This window comes from Acidovorax sp. 69, from assembly GCF_002797445.1.
Taxonomy (GTDB): domain Bacteria; phylum Pseudomonadota; class Gammaproteobacteria; order Burkholderiales; family Burkholderiaceae_C; genus Acidovorax.
Map to the genome: position 1 here is coordinate 3866923 of NZ_PGEP01000001.1, position 18608 is coordinate 3885530.

Below are 18608 nucleotides of genomic sequence, written 5' to 3' on the forward strand. Positions count from 1 at the left end.
GCTCCTGAAAACTTGCGGGCGCTGGCCCAGGACCCTGTCAAATAAAAAGGGCCACCCCAGGGCGGCCCTTTATCACAGCAGCTCCGAAGAACTGCCGATGGACGCGGTACGAATTATTTCTTGTCGCCGCCAGGGATCTTGCCTTCCACGCCCTTGACGTAGAAGTTGATGCCGCCCAGGAACTTGTCGTCAGCCACCGCGTCTTTTTCGAGCACAGGCTTGCCGTCCTGACCCACGATGGGGCCCTTCCAGATGCTGAAGCTGCCGTCGGCCAGGCCCTTCTTCACGGCTTCGACCTTGGCCTTGGTGTCGGCAGGCACATCTTCAGCAATGGAGACGATGTCGATAGCGCCTTCCTTCACACCCCACCAGCTCTGGCCAGACGCCCAGTTGCCATCCAGCACATCCTTGGTGGCCTTGACGTAGTAAGGGCCCCAGTTGATCACGGCCGACGCCAGGTGGGCCTTGGGGCCGTAGGCGGTCATGTCCGAATCCCAACCGAAGGCGCGCTTGCCCTTTTCTTGGGCCGTCTTGAGCACGGCGGGCGAGTCGGTGTTCTGGAACAGGATGTCGGCACCGCCGTTGATCAGGCTGGTCGCGGCTTCTGTTTCCTTCGGTGGGCTGAACCATTCGTTCACCCACACCACCTTGGTCTTGATCTTGGGGTTGACCGACTGCGCACCCAGCGTGAAGCTGTTGATGTTGCGGATCACTTCAGGGATAGGCACCGAGCCCACCACGCCCAGCGTGTTCGACTTGGTCATGGCGCCCGCGATGATGCCCGCCATGTACGCGCCTTCGTAGGTGCGGCTGTCATAGGTACGCATGTTCTCGGCCGTCTTGTAGCCGGTGGCATGTTCGAACTTCACACCCTTGTTGTCTTCTGCCACTTTGAGCATGGACTCCATGTAGCCAAAGGTCGTGCCAAAGATCACCTTATTGCCCTGGCCAGCCAGGTCGCGCAGCACGCGCTCGGCGTCGGCCGATTCAGGCACGCTTTCAACGAAGCTCGTCACCACCTTGTCGCCAAACTCCTTCTCGACGGCCTTGCGGCCGTTGTCGTGGGCAAACGACCAGCCACCGTCACCCACAGGGCCGACATAGGCAAACGCAATCTTCAGTGGCTCGGGCTTGGGAGCCGGTGCCTCTGCCACAGGGGCCGGAGCAGGCGCGGGGGCCGGTGCCGGTTCTTCCTTCTTGCCACAGCCCACGAGGGCGGCAGCAGCCACGGCGGAGAGCGCTGCCACTTTGAGCAGGGAGCGTTTCTGCAGATCAGTCATGTCGGTTTCCTTATTGAAGAAGTGAGGCTTGCAAAGGTTGGGGGGCGAAAACAATCATTATGGTGCGATCTACTGCCGGGTCATCTGCAATTCTTGGGCCTGGAGCAACTACGAGCCCGGATAGAACGACTTGCCCAGCGACGCCGGCATGTTGATACGGATCCACGCCGGGTTGCGCGAGATCAGCGCCAGCACCACGATGGTGGCTACATAGGGCAGCATGCTCAGCAACTGGCTGGCCACCTGCACGCCCGTGGCCTGCAAATGGAACTGCAACATGGTCACCCCACCAAACAGGTAAGCACCAAGCAACACCCGTGCCGGGCGCCAGGTGGCAAAGGTGGTGAGCGCTAGCGCAATCCAGCCGCGCCCGGCCACCATGCCCTCCACCCACAGCGGGGTGTAGACCGTAGAGATGTAGGCACCCGCCAGCCCGCACAGCGCACCCCCGACCACCACGGCCGCCAGCCGGATACGGCGCACCGGGTAACCCAACGCGTGGGCCGACTCAGGGGATTCACCCACCGAACGCAGCACCAGACCCGCACGCGAGCGGTACAAAAACCAGATCAGCCCCGCCACCAGCAGCATGGTGAGGTACACCAGCGGGTGCTGCTGGAACAGCGCGGGGCCGAGCAGCGGCACATCGCCCAACACAGGAACGGCGTACTTCGGCAGCTCGGGCAGCTTGGCCTGCACATAGCTGATGCCGGCAAAGGCCGAGAACCCCACCCCGAACAGGCTGAGCGCGAGCCCGGTGGCGTACTGGTTGGTATTGAGCCAGATCACCAGCACACCAAAGATAGCGGCCAGCACGGCGCCAGCGGCCATGCCTGCCGCAAACCCGAGCCAGGTATTGCCCGTGTGCACCACGGTGGCAAATCCTGCAATGGCGGCGCACAGCATCATGCCCTCGGCGCCCAGGTTGACGATGCCGGCCTTTTCGTTGATCAGCAGGCCAAGTGCTGCAATGGCCAACACGGTGCCCGCACTGAGCGTGGCGCCGATAAGCAGTGCATAAGACTCCATCAGACACCTCCTTTCTTGCTGCCAACCCAGCGCACGCGGTAGGCAATCAACGTGTCACAGGCCAGCAGCGTGAAAAGCAGCAGGCCCTGGAACACGCCCGTCAACGACTTGGGCAGGCCCAGGCGCGACTGCGCCAGCTCACCGCCGATATAGAACATGCTCATGAGGATGGCCGACAAAATCATGCCCACCGGGTGCAGGCGCCCCACAAAGGCCACGATGATGGCCGCAAAGCCATAGCCTGCCGGCACATAGGGCGTGAGCTGGCCGATCGGCCCCGCCACTTCCAGAGCGCCCGCCAGGCCGGCTGCGCCGCCCGAGATCAACAATGCCGTCCACAGCGCGCGGCGCGACGAAAAACCCGCGTAGCGCGCCGCCGCTGGCGCCAGCCCGCCCACCTGCTGGGCAAAACCCGCACGGGTACGGAACAGGAACACCCACAGCGCACCCGCACCGGCCAGGGCCAGCAGCAGGCCAATCGACATGCGCGAGCCCTGCATCAGACGCGGAATCTGCGTGACCTTTTCAAAGTTCTTGGTCTGGGGAAAGTTGTAGCCCATGGGGTCCTTCCATGGGCCATAGACCAGGTAGCCCAGCACCAAAGTGGCCACATAGACCAGCATCAGGCTCACCAGAATTTCATTGGCATTGAACTTGTCACGCAGCAGCGCCGTGAGCCCCGCCCATGCCATGCCGCCCAGCACGCCGGCCAGCAAGATGGCGGGCACGATCCACGGCCCCGTGGTCTTGTCGGCCAGCAGCGCCATGCCCCCCGCCGCCACGGCGCCGATGACAAACTGCCCTTCGGCGCCGATGTTCCACACGTTGGAGCGAAAACACACGGCCAGCCCCAGAGCGATGAGCAAAAGCGGCGTGGCCTTGACCATGAGTTCACCGATGGCGTACGGCGTCTTGATGGGTTCCCAAAAAAACACCTGCAGCCCCCGAGCCGGGTCTTTGCCCAGCGCCATGAACAAAACCACCCCAATCAACACCGTGAACGCCAGCGCCAGCAAGGGCGAGCCGTAGGTCCAGAGCTTCGAGGCCTGAGGGCGCGCTTCGAGCTTAAGCATGCTGCGCCTCCCCTTCCCGGGCCTGTTGTTGATGCTGCTGCGCCAGATGGGCTTGCACATCGGCATGCCACAGGCCGCTCATCCATTCGCCAATGCGTTCCACCGTGGCCTCGGTACGCGGCACCGAGGGCGACAGGTGTCCCTTGGCCACCACATGCAGCCGATCGCAGATTTCAAACAATTCGTCCAACTCCTCACTGACCACCAGCACCGCACAGCCCGCGTCGCGCAGCGCCAGGATGGAGCCGCGAATCTGCGCCGCCGCGCCCACGTCCACGCCCCAAGTGGGTTGCGAGACGATGAGCAGCTTGGGGTTGGCGTCCATCTCGCGCCCCACGATGAACTTTTGCAGGTTGCCACCCGACAGCGACTTGGCCGCAGCGTGGGGCCCTCCCGCCTTCACGTTGAAGCGCTGGATGATGTCCTGGGCATGCTTTTGCAATGCCCCCACCTTGATCCAGCCGCTGCCGCCCACCGAGTTGGTGCGCGTGAGCAGCAGGTTGTGCGCCAGGCCCATGGTGGGCACGGCGCCCCGGCCCAGGCGCTCCTCGGGCACAAAATGCAGACCCAGCGCGCGCCGCTGGCCCGGGCCCATGCGGCCCGCGTTCTGGCCTGACACCTGGATGCTGGCGGGCTCGGCGCGCTGGTCTTCGCCCGACAGGGCGTACAGCAACTCCTTTTGCCCATTGCCCGATACGCCCGCGATGCCCACCACCTCGCCCGCCTTCACCTCGAACTGCAGGTCGATCAGGTCTACACCAAACTGGTCCACGCGCGGCAGCGACAGGCCCTGCACGCGCAGCACCGTGGCGCCGGTCTGCACGGCGCGGTGTTCCAGCGCGGGCGGTTCGGCGCCAATCATCAGGCGCGACAGGGATGCATTGGATTCTTCGGCCGGGTTGCACACGCCCGTGACTTTGCCGCCGCGCAGCACCGTGCAGGCGGTGCACAGGGCACGGATCTCGTGCAGCTTGTGGCTGATATAGAGGATGCTGCAGCCCTCGCTGGCCAGCTTGCGCAGCACGACAAACAGCTTTTCGACGGCCTGGGGTGTGAGCACCGAGGTGGGCTCGTCCAGGATCAGCACCTTGGGGTTGGTGAGCAGCGCGCGGATGATTTCCACCCGCTGCATCTCGCCCACGCTCAGCGTGTGCACCGGGCGCAGCGGGTCAATGTCCAGGCCGTACTCGGCCGCCTTGGCGGTGATGCGCTGGGTGACCTCGGCCAGAGCCTGGCTTTTGTCCAGGCCCAGCCACACGTTCTCAGCCACCGTGAGGGTGTCGAACAAACTGAAGTGCTGGAACACCATGGCAATGCCTAGCGCCCGCGCCTCTTGCGGGTTGCGCACCTGCACGGCCTGGCCGTTGAAGAACACGCTGCCTTCGTCGGGCTTGACCGAGCCGTAGATGATTTTCATCAGCGTGGACTTGCCCGCGCCGTTTTCGCCCAGCACGGCATGGATTTCACCAGGCAGCACCGTGAGCGACACACCACTGTTGGCCACCACGGCCGGGTAGCGCTTGGTGATGCCCACAAGCTGCAGCCGGGGCGGCGGCGATGCGCCCGGTGCGGAAGGAGTAGGGGGTGAACTCATGCGGGGGATTGTCTCTCAGTTTTACAACTTGTTATAAGAATGAAAACACCTTCTTGCGCTTGTTCAGCATGCGCTAGCAGCTATTCTTTTCGTAGCGAAGCAGCCACGGTTTTTACACAGTCGCGCAACCAGGCGGCCGCTGCCGAGTGGTGCGTGCGTGCATGCCACAGCTGGTAGTACATGAGTCGGGGAAACGCCACCGGGCAGGGCAGGATGGCCAGCGGAAGCTGCTCTACATACCGTTCGCAATACTGGCGGCCCGTGGTCAGCACAAGCAAGCTCGATGCCACGATGCTGGGGATCAGGCTGAAATGCGCGCAGCGCGCCGTGATATGGCGCTGCATGCCCAGGCTGTCCAGGTGGGCGTCGATCACGCCGCGCGCACCGGGGTGGGTGGGCGTGGGGGCAATGTGTTCGGCGGACAGCCAGCTTTCCACGTCCCAGCCACGCCGCACGGCGGGGTGGTCCTTGCCGACCAGGCAGACCACCTCGTCGCCAAACAGGCGGCCCATGTGCAGGTCGTCCGGGGGCTGGGGCCAGTTGCCAATGACCACATCCACCTCGCCCTGGGCCAGGTGTGCGTGGTAGTGCGTGTCGGCCGACAGGGGCAGGATCTCGATGGGGCACAAGGGCGCCTCGACCTTGATGCGAGCCACCAGTTGGGGCAAGAACAATGGGTCCAGGTAATCGCTGGCCGCCACACGGAAGGTGCGGGTGGCCGTGCGTGGGTCAAACCCGCGCGCGTCGGAGAACAGCGCCTCTGCCGACCGCAGGATGGCCCCAGCGGGCTCCACCATGCGCAGCGCAGCGTCGGTGGGCATCATGCTGGCGCCGGAGCGCACCAGCAGCGGGTCGCCCGACAGGTCGCGCAGCCTTTTCAATGCAGCCGACACCGCCGGCTGGTGCATGCCCAGGCGGACGGCGGCCCTCGATACGCTGCGTTCAGTGAGCACGGTGTGCAAGACCCTTATCAGATGGAGGTCTATCTTGTCGAAAAGGGCGTGGTCTCTCATAGCGGTGCGGGCATGGGTGTCATAAGCTTGTGCTTATGCTGGTGGTGGCGCTGCGCTCTACCCTCTGTTGAACTGTAAAAATCGAAGTGGCCTCTGTGATGACAACCCGACCCTTGCAATTCCTGCGCCGTGGCCAACCAGTGGCGCTGGCCAATGTACCACCCGACCGCACGCTGCTGGAGGTGCTGCGCGAGGACCTGGGCTGCACCGGCACCAAGGAAGGCTGCGGCGAAGGCGACTGCGGCGCCTGCACGGTGGTGCTGGGCGAGGAACGCGGCGGCCAACTGCACTACAGCGCCGTGAACAGCTGCATCCGCCTGGCCCATTCGGTGGACGGCATGGCGCTGTGGACGGTGGAAGACCTGGCCGAAGACCCGCTGATCCAGCCCGTGGGCGACGCCCCCGCTGCGGCGCGGCAGGCCATCACCTTGCACCCAGCGCAAGAGGCGATGGTGCAGTGCCACGGCTCTCAATGCGGTTTTTGTACGCCCGGTTTCGTGATGAGCCTCTTTGGCATGTACCAAAACCATGTGTGCCATGGCGAGCCCATCACCCGCGAACTGGCCCAGGAAGAACTCTCGGGCAACCTGTGCCGATGCACCGGCTACCGCCCCATCCTTGATGCTGCCCAGCAGATGGCATCGCTGCCCGGCATGGCGGTCAACGAGGCCGAATTGCTACAAAAACTAGAGCTGCTCCGGCATGATTCACTGGCGCAAGCGGCCGATTCAGCCTACATCGCGCCCTCCACCCTCCCGGAACTGCTCGCGGCCCGTGCGGCGCACCCTGGCGCCCAAGTGGTGGCCGGTTGTACCGATGTGGGGCTGTGGGTGACCAAGCAGCACAAGCAGTACACCCAGGTGCTGGACGTGACCCGCGCGGCCGAGCTGCGGCAGGTGGCACAGCACCCTGACGCCATCCACATCGGCGCTGCTGTCACGCTGACCGACGCGTTTGCAGCCCTCACCACCCAGTGGCCGCAGCTGCACCGTTTTGCCACGCGGTTTGCCGGGTTGCCGGTGCGCAACTCGGGCACGCTGGGCGGCAATGTCGCCAACGGCTCGCCCATTGGCGACTCGATGCCGCTGTTGATCGCGCTGCGCGCCCAGGTGGTGCTGGCCAGCCAGGCCCGGGGCGAGCGCCAGCTGCCGCTGGAAGACCTGTACACCGGCTACCGGCAGAACGTAATGGCGGCCGATGAGCTGCTGATGCGCATCGTGGTTCCCCGCCCCTCGGCGCATGAACAGCTGCGGGCGTACAAGATCTCCAAGCGGTTTGACGACGACATCTCCGCCGTCTGCCTGGTGCTCAACCTCGACATCGCGGGCGGCACCGTGCAACGCGCCAGCATTGGCGCGGGCGGCGTGGCTGCCACCCCGGCCCGCGCACGGCAGACCGAGGCGGCGCTGACTGGCCAGCCCTGGACCGAGGCCACCGCGCAAAGCGCTGCTGCAGTGCTGCAGGCCGAGTTCAACCCCATCTCCGACATGCGCGCCAGCGGTGCCTACCGCCGCCAGGTGCTGGGCAGCCTGCTGCAGCGCTACTGGCTGGAGAGCCAGGGCCAGCCCTCTGTCAGCCTGGACACCCTGACGCTGGAGGCCGCCGTATGAACGCTCCCCACACCATCGCAGACACCGCCCTGCCCGCGCCCACCCGCGCCGCCATGGGCCAGTCGCACATCCACGAAAGCGCCCGCGCCCAGGTGGCCGGGGCTGCGCACTACATCGACGACCTGCCCGAGGTGAAGGGCACGCTGTACGCCGCGCCCATCCTCTCGACCGTGGCGCATGGCACCCTGAACGGCGTGGACGCCACCGCCGCGCGGGCACTGCCCGGCGTGCGCGGCGTGGTGCTGGCGGCCGACGTGCCCGGCGACAAGATCCTGGCCGCGTTCGGGCACGACGAGCCCGTGTTTGCGCTGGGCAGCGTGCAGCACATCGGCCAGGTCATCGGCTTGGTGGTGGCTGACTCGGTGATGCAGGCACGTCGCGCCGTGCGTGCCGTGAAGCTCGACATCACCCCCTTGCCCGCCGTGCTGACGGTGCAGGAAGCGCTGAAGACCCAAAGCTATGTGCTGCCGCCCGTGTTCGTGCGGCGGGGCGACGCAGCAACAGGTTTGACGCAATCGGCGCACCGCATGCAGGGAGCGTTTGAAGTCGGCGGGCAAGAGCATTTCTACCTCGAAGGCCAGATCGCCTACGCCATGCCGCTGGAGCAAAAGCAGTGGTGGATCTACTCCAGCACCCAGCACCCCGGCGAGGTGCAGCACTGGGTGGCGCACGCTTTAGGCATAGACAACCATGCGGTGCGCGTGGAGTGCCGCCGCATGGGCGGTGGCTTTGGCGGCAAGGAAACCCAGGCCGGGCACCTGGCCGTGTGGGCCGCTGTGGCCGCCAACAAACTGGGTCGCCCCATCAAGCTGCGGCTGGACCGGGACGAGGACTTCATGGTCACCGGCAAGCGCCACCCGTTTGCGTACGAGTACGACGTGGGTTTTGACGACACCGGCCGCGTCACGGGCTTGAAGCTGCAGATGGCCGCCAACTGCGGCTTCAGCGCCGACCTGTCGGGCCCCGTGGCCGACCGCGCGGTGTTCCATGCCGACAACGCGTACTACCTGAGCGACGTCGAGATCGCCTCGTACCGCTGCAAAACCCACACCCAGAGCCACACCGCGTTTCGGGGCTTTGGCGGGCCCCAGGGCGTGATCGTGATCGAGGCCATCTTGGGGGATATCGCGCGTGCGCTGGGCCGCGATGCGCAGGACGTGCGCCTGGCCAACCTGTACGGCAAGGACGCGAGCAGCGGCCGCAACGTCACCCACTACCAGATGGCGGTGGAAGACAACATCCTGCACGCGCTGCTGCCTGCGCTGGAGCAGACCTCGGGCTACCGCCAGCGCCAGGCCGAGATCGCGGCCTGGAATGCGCACAACCCGGTCCTCAAGCGCGGCATGGCCATCACGCCGGTCAAGTTCGGCATCAGCTTCACGGCCACGCTGTTCAACCAGGCGGGCGCGCTGGTGCATGTGTACACCGACGGCAGCGTGCAGGTGAACCACGGCGGCACCGAAATGGGCCAGGGCCTGCACACCAAGGTGGCGCAGATCGTGGCGGATGAGCTGGGCGTGCCCCTGCACCGCGTGCTGGTCACGGCCAGCGACACCAGCAAAGTACCCAACGCCAGCGCCACGGCGGCCAGCAGCGGCACCGACCTGAACGGCCGCGCTGCGCAGTACGCTGCGCGCAACGTGCGCGACAACCTCGCCTCGTTCGTGTGTGGGCTGGACGGTTGCGGTGCCGGGGCCATCCAGTTTGCGGGTGGGCAGGTCATCTCACCCAAGACGGTGCGCCGTTTCGAGGACGTGGTGCAAGCCGCGTATGCCAACCGCATCCAGCTGTGGAGCGATGGTTTCTATCGCACGCCCAAGATCCACTACGACAAGACCACCCTCACCGGCCGACCGTTCTACTACTTCAGCTACGGCGCGGCCTGCTCCGAAGTGGTGATCGATACGCTGACCGGCGAGAGCCGCGTGCTGAAGGTGGACATCCTGCACGACGTGGGCCACAGCATCAACCCGGCCATCGACATTGGCCAGATCGAGGGTGGTTTTGTGCAGGGCATGGGGTGGCTGACCACCGAGCAACTGGTGTGGAACGACAAGGGCCTGCTCACCACCCACGCGCCCAGCACCTACAAGATACCGGCCACGGGCGACATCCCGGCGCACTTCAAGGTGAATTTGTGGCCAGAAGCCAACCGCGAGGACAACGTGGGCGGCAGCAAGGCCGTGGGCGAGCCGCCGTTCATGCTGGCGATCAGTGTGTATGAGGCGTTGCGCAATGCGGTGGCAGCGGGGCGTAGCGGGGTGGATGCTGCAGCGCCGGTGGCGTTGATGGCGCCGGCGACGGCGGAGAATGTGCTCAAGGCATTGGGGCGGTTGGAAGAGTGATGGTTTTGGCTGCTGGTGCCAGTGGGATATGGGCTGGTAGCTATTGATTTTGAATCAACCTCCCTGTTCGTCGATTGATGTGCCGGTGTGACTGCATGCTTCGTCTAAGGGCGGAGGCCGGGAGTCGCCCGGCATGCGAGTCCCTTTCTTTCGCGTCGCCGAAAGAAAGGAACCAAAGAAAGGGCGACCCCACTGTCTGCGTCCCCTGCGCTTCGCTCCGGGGCAACCTGCGGTGCTCGGGTTTGGCGGGGTCTCGCTCAACTCGCGCCGCTGCGCGTCGCTCAGACACACGCGAGCCCTGATCCGCCAAACCCTGCGCTCCTCGGCGCATCCACAGGGGCAAGGCGGACAGAACAGCCACACGGGTCTTTGCTGCGCTCGGCCCTACATCGCGGGCGCAAGCGCCACGCGCTGCGCAGGCGTGGCCGAGCGCAGCGATGGCCCGAGTGGATGTCCGGCTGTTCGGTTGTTTGGATGTTCGGCTGTCCCCCCTGCTGGCTGCGCCTGCGGCGGGGCGGTTGCGGGGTGGCACGCGCGTCGGAGCGCGCGTGCTTCGTGTACTGACTCGCCGTGGATGTCTGAACGAAGCTGCAACGCAGCGCAGTGAGTTCCACGGCGCACCCCGCAGCCGCCACGACGCAGGTTTGCCCCGTAGCGCCAGCGAGGGGGTCGCAGACTGGGGGTCGCCTTTCTTTTGGGTACTTTTCTTTGGCGAAGCAAAGAACAAGTACCTCGCCCGCCGGGGCGACTCCCGGCCTCCGCCCTCAACCAAGGCACGCCACCCAATCAACGCACAAAAACCAACACTACAAAATCAATAGCTACCACCGCATATCCCACTAGCGCATCCAGCCCAAAAGCCCTCAAACAGGCCCCAAAGCCATCCGCCCCGAAGAAGTCACCGACGCATCCCTCGCATGCCGCGTCTCCACCCGGTTGCGCCCCGCCCGCTTGGCGTCATAACAAGCCATGTCCGCCGCATACAACACCGACGGCACATCCTGCAAACTCGCGTCCAGCACCACCAGGCCAATGCTCACCCCCAGCGTAAAGCTGCGCCCCTGGTACGACGGCTCCCAGGCATGCACCGCGGCACGCAGCTGCTCGGCCACCGCCTGCCCCCGCGCCAGCGCACAGCCGGGCAACACCACGGCAAACTCATCGCCGCCCAGCCGCGCCGCCCAACCGATCGGACGCACCTGCGAGGCCAGCAGGCGGGCCACGTGGCGCAACACATCGTCGCCCGCATCGTGGCCAGCGATGTCGTTGACCACGGTGAAGTGATCCAGGTCGAGAAACAGAACCACGCCATCCCCCTGCGGCTCACTGCCCTCGTCGTCGGCACCACGCAGGCGCGTGGAGCGCTCCGCCATGAGCAGGCCCAGCCGTTCATCGAAGGCCGCGCGGTTGTAGAGCTGTGTGAGTGCGTCGTGCATGCGCTCCCACGACTGCTGTACCCGCGCCTCGCGGGCGGCGGTGATGTCTTCCAGGATCCAGACCGTGCCGCCATGCATCTCGTCGGGCCGCACGCCCCGCCCCTGCACCCGGGCCCACACGGGCGTGCCGTCCTTGCGCATAAAGCAGATGTCGCCATCGAACGCACCGTGGGCCGCCATCTCGGAGCGCACCCGCGCACCCACCTGGACATAGTCCGCATCGCTGGCGTAAACGGTGCGTGCGGGGCGCCCCTGCAGCTCTTGCGCCGTGTAGCCCAGCATCACGCAGGCCTGTCGGCCGACCACATCCAGCATGCCGTGGCGCGAGATGATGATGCCCACCGAAGCGCTGTCCAACACGGCCTGAAATTGCCCATCAAGGGTGTCCTTGTGCTGCTGCTGCAGGTTGCCCTGGTAAACCAGGCCCTGGAAAACGCGCACCAGATCACCCACTTCGCCCCCTGCGCGCGGCCAGTCCATGTCTTCAGGCGATTGCTGACCGGCGCTGGTCTTGAGGAGCTGGCGCGCCTTGTGGGTGAGCTGTGCCAGGGGATGAGCCATCCAGCCCATCAAGACCACCGCCAACAGCATGCACAACGCCATGCTCGCCACGGCCAGCCACCAGGCTTCGCGCTGGGCGCCCCGCAGCGGCGCCAGCAGCGCCTGCGACGTGCTGACCCGCGCCACGATCCACTGGGGCAGGGGCATGCCGGCCATGCTCACGATGTGGTCAGGCTGCACATGCGTCATGCCCCGCCCCACCACCGGCTGGGCCTGGGTCAGCCAGCGCCCGTACACGGGTGCCAGCCCGGCCTCGTCGCGCACCTGCCCCAGGATGCGGGTGGGGTCAGAGTGCGACAGGATGGTGCCGTCGCGCGTGAAAACAATGAGCTGCGAATCATCGCGTGCGGGCAGCGTCATCGACGGGGGCAACAGGCTTTGCGATTGCAGGCGCAGCGCTCCCGCCACCACCCCCAGCACCGTGCCGTCCTCGCGGTGCAGCGGCATGGTGAACATGACGCGTGCGTCGCTGGTGCGGCCCGCAATCAGCTCAGACACCAGCGGCTTGCCATCGACCAGGGTGCGGCGCAAGGCATCACGCTCGGCGGGGTCCAAGTCGGCGGCTTTTTGCAAAAGCCCGGCGCGCAGGTTAAGGCGCAGCTCGCCGTTGTCGCGGGCCACCTGCATCGTGTCGAAAAACTGCACAGCGGGAAGCCCCTGCTGCAGCAGCCATTCCAGTGACGAGGGGGATTCCAGCATGCCCGGCGTGATGCCTGCAGCCACGGTGCGCAGCACCTTCTGGCTTTGTTCGATCTTGCTGGCCAGCAGGCGGGCCACCACCTCGACCTCATCGGTTTGCTGACTCACCATCCGGCGCACGGCCTCTTGCCCCGATGCGCGGGTAACCAGCCACGCGGCCACCGCGCCCGACAAGGCCACAGCCAGCACCGCCACCAGCATGAGCCGCAACACCAACGCCCCCGGCACCAACCAGACTGGCGCGTCGTCGGGCGCAGCCGAAGGTGCTGGAGAGGTCATGGCCGCTCCGACAAGGGCGCGCCGCAGGCTCGCAGGGGGTTAGGCATGGGGACGGGTCACCAGAGACATGTCCCAACAAATATACGCAGCCCCCGATCGTCGGGGCTTGGGTGGAACCCTTGGTAAAACGCAAGGAAAAACCCTGAGTCCACAGCCCTGCCAAGGGCGCAGAAAGGGCCGGCCTCAGCAGCCCGCCATTGATTGCAATGCCCGGGGTTGGGGCAGGTTCAACACATTGCCGGTGCCGTGGATCAGGCCCAACTCCCGCAAATGGCGCAGCACGCGCGAGAAGGTCTCGGGCGCAATGCCCAGTTGGGCGGCAATCAGGCGCTTGCGCTGGTGCAGCGTGACCTGCATGGCACCGCTGTTGTCGGATTCGGCGTGTTTGAGCAACCACTGCGCGCAACGGGATTCGGCATCTTGCGCCAGGCGGCTCACGGCCAACTCGGACTGTTGCCGGTAACCCTGTGCCATGTCGAGCAGCAAGCCCCTTGCACCGGGCGCCATGGCGGCAAGGCTGCGGCGGAACTCCTCGATGGGCAGGCGCCGCACTTGCAGCCTTGTGTCGGCCACCATGTCCACCGGGAAGGGCATACCCATCAGGGCCGACGCGGCATCCAGCCAAAACGGCCCCTCTACGGCACCGAGCTGGTGACGCAGGAAGCCGTCGTCCAGCACGCCGCGCAGCACGCGACCGCTTTCCAGGTGCAGCACGGAGGTCAGCACCTCGTTGCGCCTGCGCAGCACTTCGCCAGGGGCGATCACCTCGGTTTCAGCGGGCAAAGAGAAAAGTGTAGAGGGCAGCATGGAAGCCACTTTGCCGTGCTGCCGCCGCCATCGCATTGAGCAAGATCAAAGCAAAACCACGTGAGAAGCCCCGCCACACAAGCCTTTGAGAAAAAGCACACGAAGGCTGCATCAATAACGGCGAAGCAACACGCTCCATGCAAACCACCCCAGCCGTCGGGCCCTCCCGCCATTGAAACCGGAGCTGTAAGAACCTGTTTCAGCAAAGGCACGGAAATTGCAAAGTACAGCGGGCTGGCCGTGGCCCTGCACCACGGTGCAACAAGGGGCCAGCCACAACCCGCCAACGCCGGAGGTCCGGCACTTTCTCTCCCAGGAAATTCCATGAAAAAAAACCTGATCGCACTGTCTTTCTCACTGGGCGGCGCACTGCTGTGCGCCACCGGGGCCCAGGCCCAGAGTTCTGTCCAACTGATGGGCCTGACCGATGTGTTTGTCGGCTCCCTGAAAAACGCTGGCGACGCTGGTAGCAGCAAGGTGGTCAACAGCGGTGGCATGACCACGTCGTGGTTCGGCGTCAAGGGCACGGAAGACCTGGGCGACGGGCTCAAGGCCAACTTTGCACTCACGTCTTTCATCAAGGTGGACAGTGGTATCCAGGGCCGGTTCGTCAACGACACGTTCTTCTCGCGCGATGCCAACGTGGGCCTGAGCGACAGCTGGGGCACCGTGACCGTGGGGCGCGGCCTGGCCCCCAACTTCCTGCCGTCCATCCTGTCGAACCCGCTGGGCGACTCGTTCACCTTTGCGCCGCTGATCCTGCACATGAACGTGCCGCTGTTCAACGGCACGGGCTGGGGTTCAACCACGCCGTCCGACACCGGCTGGTCCAACGAAATCATCTACAGCACGCCCAATTTTGGCGGGCTGACCGCCAACCTGCACTACCAGTTTGGAGAAATTGCGGGCGACAGCGGCAAGAAGAACATCGGCGTGAACGCGCTGTACTTCAACGGCCCCATCACCGTCACCGGCTTCTACGAACGTGACCAGATGAGCAACCCCGCCGTGCCCAGCACCTACCTGGGCACCACCAAGACCGACTGGATGCTGGGTGGCGCCTATGATTTCGCCATCGTGAAGGCCTTTGCCAGCTACGGCCAGGCCAAAGCCGACAACACAACCAACAAGGCCAAGACCACGCAGCTGGGTGTGTCGGTACCCGCAGGCGCCACCGGCAAGGTGCTGGCATCGTGGGCACAGACCAAGATGACGGCCACCGACATCTCACGCAAGACCTTCACCGTGGGGTATGACTACTTCCTGTCAAAGCGCACCGATGTATACGTGATGGCCATGAACGATCGCATCACCAACCAGACCAAGGGCAACAGCTTTGGCGTGGGCATCCGCCACCGGTTCTGAGTCCTGCACAGGCCCTCTGGGGCCTTTTTCAAGCCAAATGAGCCCCAAGCGCTAGTGCAGAATGCCTGAGCAGCTACAAAATCAGTAGCGCACGGAAATCATTCACATTGGTGTGTGTGGGGCCAGTGACCAGCAGGTCATCGAGCCCCGCAAAAAAGCCCCAAGCATCGTTGCGCGCCAGGTGGTCGTCGATGCGCAGGCCCGCAACGCCCGCGCGCGCCAGCGTGTCGGGGCCCACAAACGCCCCCGCGTTGTCTTCGCTGCCGTCGATGCCATCGGTGTCGGCGGCCAGCGCCCACACGGCGCCCTCGCCCTGCAGCGCCTGGGCCAGGCCCAGGCAGAACTCACCCGCCCGCCCGCCGCGCCCCCGGGGCACATCCGGCGCACGCGGGCGCACCGTGACGGTGGTCTCGCCCCCCGACAGGATCACACACGGCGCCACAAAAGGCTGGCCGCGCCGCGCCACCGCACGGGCCAGTGCTGCATGCACCTTGCCCACTTCGCGCGACTCGCCCTCGATCTCGTCCGACAGCACATAAGCAGGCAACCCCGCCGAACGGGCCAGCGCTGCCGCTGCCTCCAGCGCCTGCTGCGGCGTAGCAATCAAATGCACGGCGTGCCCGGCAAAACGCGCGTCGCCGGGTTTGGGAGTTTCCAGGCTGCCCGCCTGCAGCGCGGTGCGGATGGCCGGGGGCACCTCGATGCCATAGCGCGCCAGGATGCCCAGCGCATCGGCGCAGGTGGTGGCGTCGGGCACGGTGGGGCCGCTGGCAATCACCGAAGGGTCGTCCCCCGGCACGTCGCTGATGGTGAGCGTGACCACCTGCGCCGGCGCGCAGGCCGCCGCCAGGCGCCCGCCCTTGATGCGCGAGAGGTGCTTGCGCACGCAGTTCATCTCGCCAATGTGGGCGCCGCTGTCGAGCAGGGCGCGGTTGATGCGCTGCTTGTCTTGCAGCGTCACGCCGTCGCAAGGCAAGGTCAGCAAAGACGAGCCCCCGCCGGAGATCAGGCACAGAACCAGGTCGTCTTCCGTCAGCCCCTGGGTCAGGTCGAGGATGCGTTGCGCCGCCGCCAGCCCGGCCGCGTCGGGCACGGGGTGGGCAGCCTCCACCACCTCAATGCGCTGCGGCAGACCCGTTGGCCGCGGTGGAACATGCCCATAACGGGTGACCACCAGGCCCGACAAAGGTGCGTCCTGCGGCCAAAGCGCCTCCAGCGCCTGCGCCATGGCACCGCCAGCCTTGCCAGCGCCCAACACAAGGGTGCGGCCCTTGGGGGGCTCTGGCAACTGTGCGCGCATGCCGTGCAGGGGCTGGGCGCTGCGCACCGCGGCATCAAAAAGGGCCCGTAAAAAATCACGGGGGTGGGACCGGAAATTCGGCAAGGGGGGAATGGCCGATGCTGCGGCGTGGGCAGGCAGGTTTTCGTGCATGGCGCACATTGTGCAGTGGCGTGTTGCCCACAGATCTGTAACCAACCTGTCACAACCTGCCGCTATCTTTGGCAACTTGCTCAGGGACCCACAGACGCGATGCAGAACACCCAATGGAGTCGGCTGGAGGCCATGATGGCGCTGCTGTCGCCCACCGCACGCAACGGCACAGGCCCGCTGGCACGGCTCATGCGCGAGGGGGGGCTGCACTGCGTGTTCCAGCCCCTGGCAGATCTGCGCGAGGGCTGCATCTATGCCCATGAAGCCCTGATCCGGGGACCCAAAGACACCCCTTTGCACACCCCCGATGTGCTGCTCGACCTGGCCCAACAAGAAGGCATCCTGCAGGACTTCGAGCTGTTGTGCGTTTTCAAGGCCTTGAGCCAATGGGGTCGGCACGAGGCCCCTGGTCGCCTGTTTGTGAACATCAGCGCCGACGCGCTGGTGCATGGCGTGGCGCTGGTGGGCCCCGATCAGCTCGGCGAGACGGTGCGCAGTTTTGGTGTGAGCGCCCGCATGCTGGTGCTGGAGATCACCGAGCACGAGCGCGTGACCGACATGCCCCAATTGCGCCAGGCCATCAAGGCCGTGCACGCCTGCGGTGCGCGCGTGGCGCTCGATGATTTTGGCGATGGTCGCTCCAGCCTGCGGCTGTGGTCCGAGGTCAAGCCCGACTTCGTCAAGATCGACAAATACTTCGTCCACGACATCAGCGACCATCCCGAAAACCTGCAGATGCTGCAGGCCATCAAAGGCATTGCAGATGTGTTTGGCACCCAGCTCATCGCCGAAGGCATCGAGACCAGCGACGACCTGCGCGCCCTGCGCGACCTGGACATCCCTTTTGGCCAAGGCTGGTTGCTGGGCCGCCCCGCCCCCGCGCCGCGCGAAGCGGTAGATGGCCCCGCGCTGGAGGTGATGCAAGACCGCCGCGTGGCCGTATTGCCCCACCTGGGACAAACGGCGCGCCCGGGCATTTTGCGCAGCCTGCTGGTGGTGCAGGCGCCCACAGCAGCCCCGGGCACCAGCAACGATGCCGTGGCAGCGATGTTCCACAAGCATCAAGGCCTGCACGCCCTGGCCGTGGTGGATGGCACCCGGCCCGTGGCCCTCATCAACCGCCAGCAGTTCATGAACCACTACGCCACCCTGTACTTTCGGGAAGTACACGGGCGCAAGCCCTGCATCGCGTTTGCCAACAACGCACCGCGGGTGGTGGAACTCGATTGTGATGTGGACCAACTTGTGGGCATCCTCACCTCACAGGACCAGCGCTACCTGAGCGACGGCTACATCGTGACCGACAACGGCCGCTACCTGGGCCTGGGCACCGGCGACCAGCTGGTGCGCGCGGTGACCGAGACACGCATCGAAGCTGCCCGCCACGCCAACCCGCTGACCTTTCTGCCGGGCAACATCCCCATCAGCCTGCACATGCAACGGCTGCTGGAGAGCGGTACCGAATTCGTGGCCTGCTATGCCGATCTGAACAATTTCAAGCCCTTCAACGACCACTATGGCTACTGGCGCGGCGACCAGATGATCCGCCTGGTCGCGCGCCTGGCCACGGCGCACTGCGACGCGCGGCGCGACTTCGTGGGCCACGTGGGCGGGGACGATTTCATGCTGATCTTTCAAAGCAGCAACTGGCTTCAGCGCTGCAAGAACATCGTTCATGACTTTGCACGCGAGGCCATCACCCTGTTCGACGAGCCCGCGCGGCAGGCCGGTGGCATCCAGGCCGAAGACCGGCACGGCGTGCAACGGTTTTTCCCGTGCACCACACTGGCCATCGGCGCCGTGCGCATCACGCCCGGGCGCTTTCGGCATGCCGAAGAGGTGGCCAACCTGGCCGCCGTGGCCAAACACGAGGCCAAGCAGGCCGCCACAGGGGTCGTGCTGTATGGTGGGTTTACCGAGTCGAGTCTGGGCGCACTGGCTGCGACGCGCGCGCTGCAGGATGTATTGGCGGCGTAAGGTCTGGCTGGATCGCGTCCCAAGGACGTAACACCGACGCAAAGACAGGGTTTGGCTCAACGGCATTAGGTTATTGACGTCAAACGGTTTAGGGCAAACAGGTCCGCT

At 65.5% G+C, this 18608-nt stretch carries 12 protein-coding genes; 4 read left to right on the forward strand and 8 right to left on the reverse strand.

The genetic code is table 11. The annotated features are described in order from the left end of the window. Positions 1–113: 113 nt before the first annotated feature. The 5 genes from CLU85_RS17730 to CLU85_RS17750 all read right to left on the reverse strand — a co-directional run bounded on the left by CLU85_RS17730 (position 114) and on the right by CLU85_RS17750 (position 5989). On the reverse strand, positions 114–1280 hold the full coding sequence (locus CLU85_RS17730; RefSeq protein WP_100411420.1) for a BMP family ABC transporter substrate-binding protein: 1167 nt from the start codon (positions 1278–1280) through the stop codon (positions 114–116). A 108-nt stretch (positions 1281–1388) separates the two neighbouring features. Continuing rightward, positions 1389–2309, reverse strand: a complete 921-nt coding sequence (locus CLU85_RS17735) for an ABC transporter permease (protein ID WP_100411421.1) — start codon at positions 2307–2309, stop codon at positions 1389–1391. Then, positions 2309–3382 carry an ABC transporter permease gene (locus tag CLU85_RS17740; RefSeq protein WP_100411422.1) on the reverse strand — a complete coding sequence of 358 codons (1074 nt, stop codon included), beginning with the start codon at positions 3380–3382 and terminating at the stop codon, positions 2309–2311. The genes CLU85_RS17735 and CLU85_RS17740 overlap by 1 nt, the downstream gene beginning before the upstream one ends. Next, positions 3375–4976 (reverse strand): ABC transporter ATP-binding protein, encoded by a 1602-nt coding sequence (locus CLU85_RS17745; RefSeq protein WP_100411423.1) that lies wholly within the window; start codon positions 4974–4976, stop codon positions 3375–3377. The genes CLU85_RS17740 and CLU85_RS17745 overlap by 8 nt, the downstream gene beginning before the upstream one ends. 80 nt (positions 4977–5056) lie before the next feature. After that, a complete protein-coding gene (locus CLU85_RS17750) occupies positions 5057–5989 on the reverse strand; it encodes a LysR family transcriptional regulator (RefSeq protein ID WP_100411424.1) in 933 nt (310 codons plus the stop codon). 98 nt (positions 5990–6087) lie between these two features. Here CLU85_RS17750 and xdhA point away from each other — a divergent pair, with 98 nt between their 5' ends. Together xdhA and xdhB are read left to right on the forward strand one after the other, a co-directional pair. Next, positions 6088–7599, forward strand: a complete 1512-nt coding sequence (gene xdhA / locus CLU85_RS17755) for a xanthine dehydrogenase small subunit (protein WP_198509215.1) — start codon at positions 6088–6090, stop codon at positions 7597–7599. Then, positions 7596–9944 carry a xanthine dehydrogenase molybdopterin binding subunit gene (xdhB, locus tag CLU85_RS17760; RefSeq protein WP_100411425.1) on the forward strand — a complete coding sequence of 783 codons (2349 nt, stop codon included), beginning with the start codon at positions 7596–7598 and terminating at the stop codon, positions 9942–9944. Before xdhA ends, xdhB begins: the two co-directional genes overlap by 4 nt. Before the next feature lie 863 nt (positions 9945–10807). Here the strand turns inward: xdhB and CLU85_RS17770 are convergent. Together CLU85_RS17770 and CLU85_RS17775 are read right to left on the reverse strand one after the other, a co-directional pair. Then, positions 10808–12919 (reverse strand): diguanylate cyclase domain-containing protein, encoded by a 2112-nt coding sequence (locus CLU85_RS17770; protein ID WP_100411427.1) that lies wholly within the window; start codon positions 12917–12919, stop codon positions 10808–10810. A gap of 183 nt (positions 12920–13102) precedes the next feature. Beyond that, a complete protein-coding gene (locus tag CLU85_RS17775; RefSeq protein ID WP_100411428.1) occupies positions 13103–13726 on the reverse strand; it encodes a Crp/Fnr family transcriptional regulator in 624 nt (207 codons plus the stop codon). 324 nt (positions 13727–14050) lie between these two features. On the opposite strand from CLU85_RS17775, the gene CLU85_RS17780 reads away from it, so the two are divergent. After that, on the forward strand, positions 14051–15091 hold the full coding sequence (locus CLU85_RS17780) for a porin (RefSeq protein WP_100411429.1): 1041 nt from the start codon (positions 14051–14053) through the stop codon (positions 15089–15091). 73 nt (positions 15092–15164) lie between these two features. On the opposite strand, the gene CLU85_RS17785 is transcribed toward CLU85_RS17780, so the two are convergent. Next, entirely contained in the window at positions 15165–16523 is a 1359-nt protein-coding gene (locus CLU85_RS17785) for a glycerate kinase (protein WP_369858251.1), read from the reverse strand. Between the two features lie 99 nt (positions 16524–16622). On the opposite strand from CLU85_RS17785, the gene CLU85_RS17790 reads away from it, so the two are divergent. After that, entirely contained in the window at positions 16623–18500 is a 1878-nt protein-coding gene (locus CLU85_RS17790; protein WP_232727861.1) for a phosphodiesterase, read from the forward strand. Positions 18501–18608: the final 108 nt, after the last annotated feature.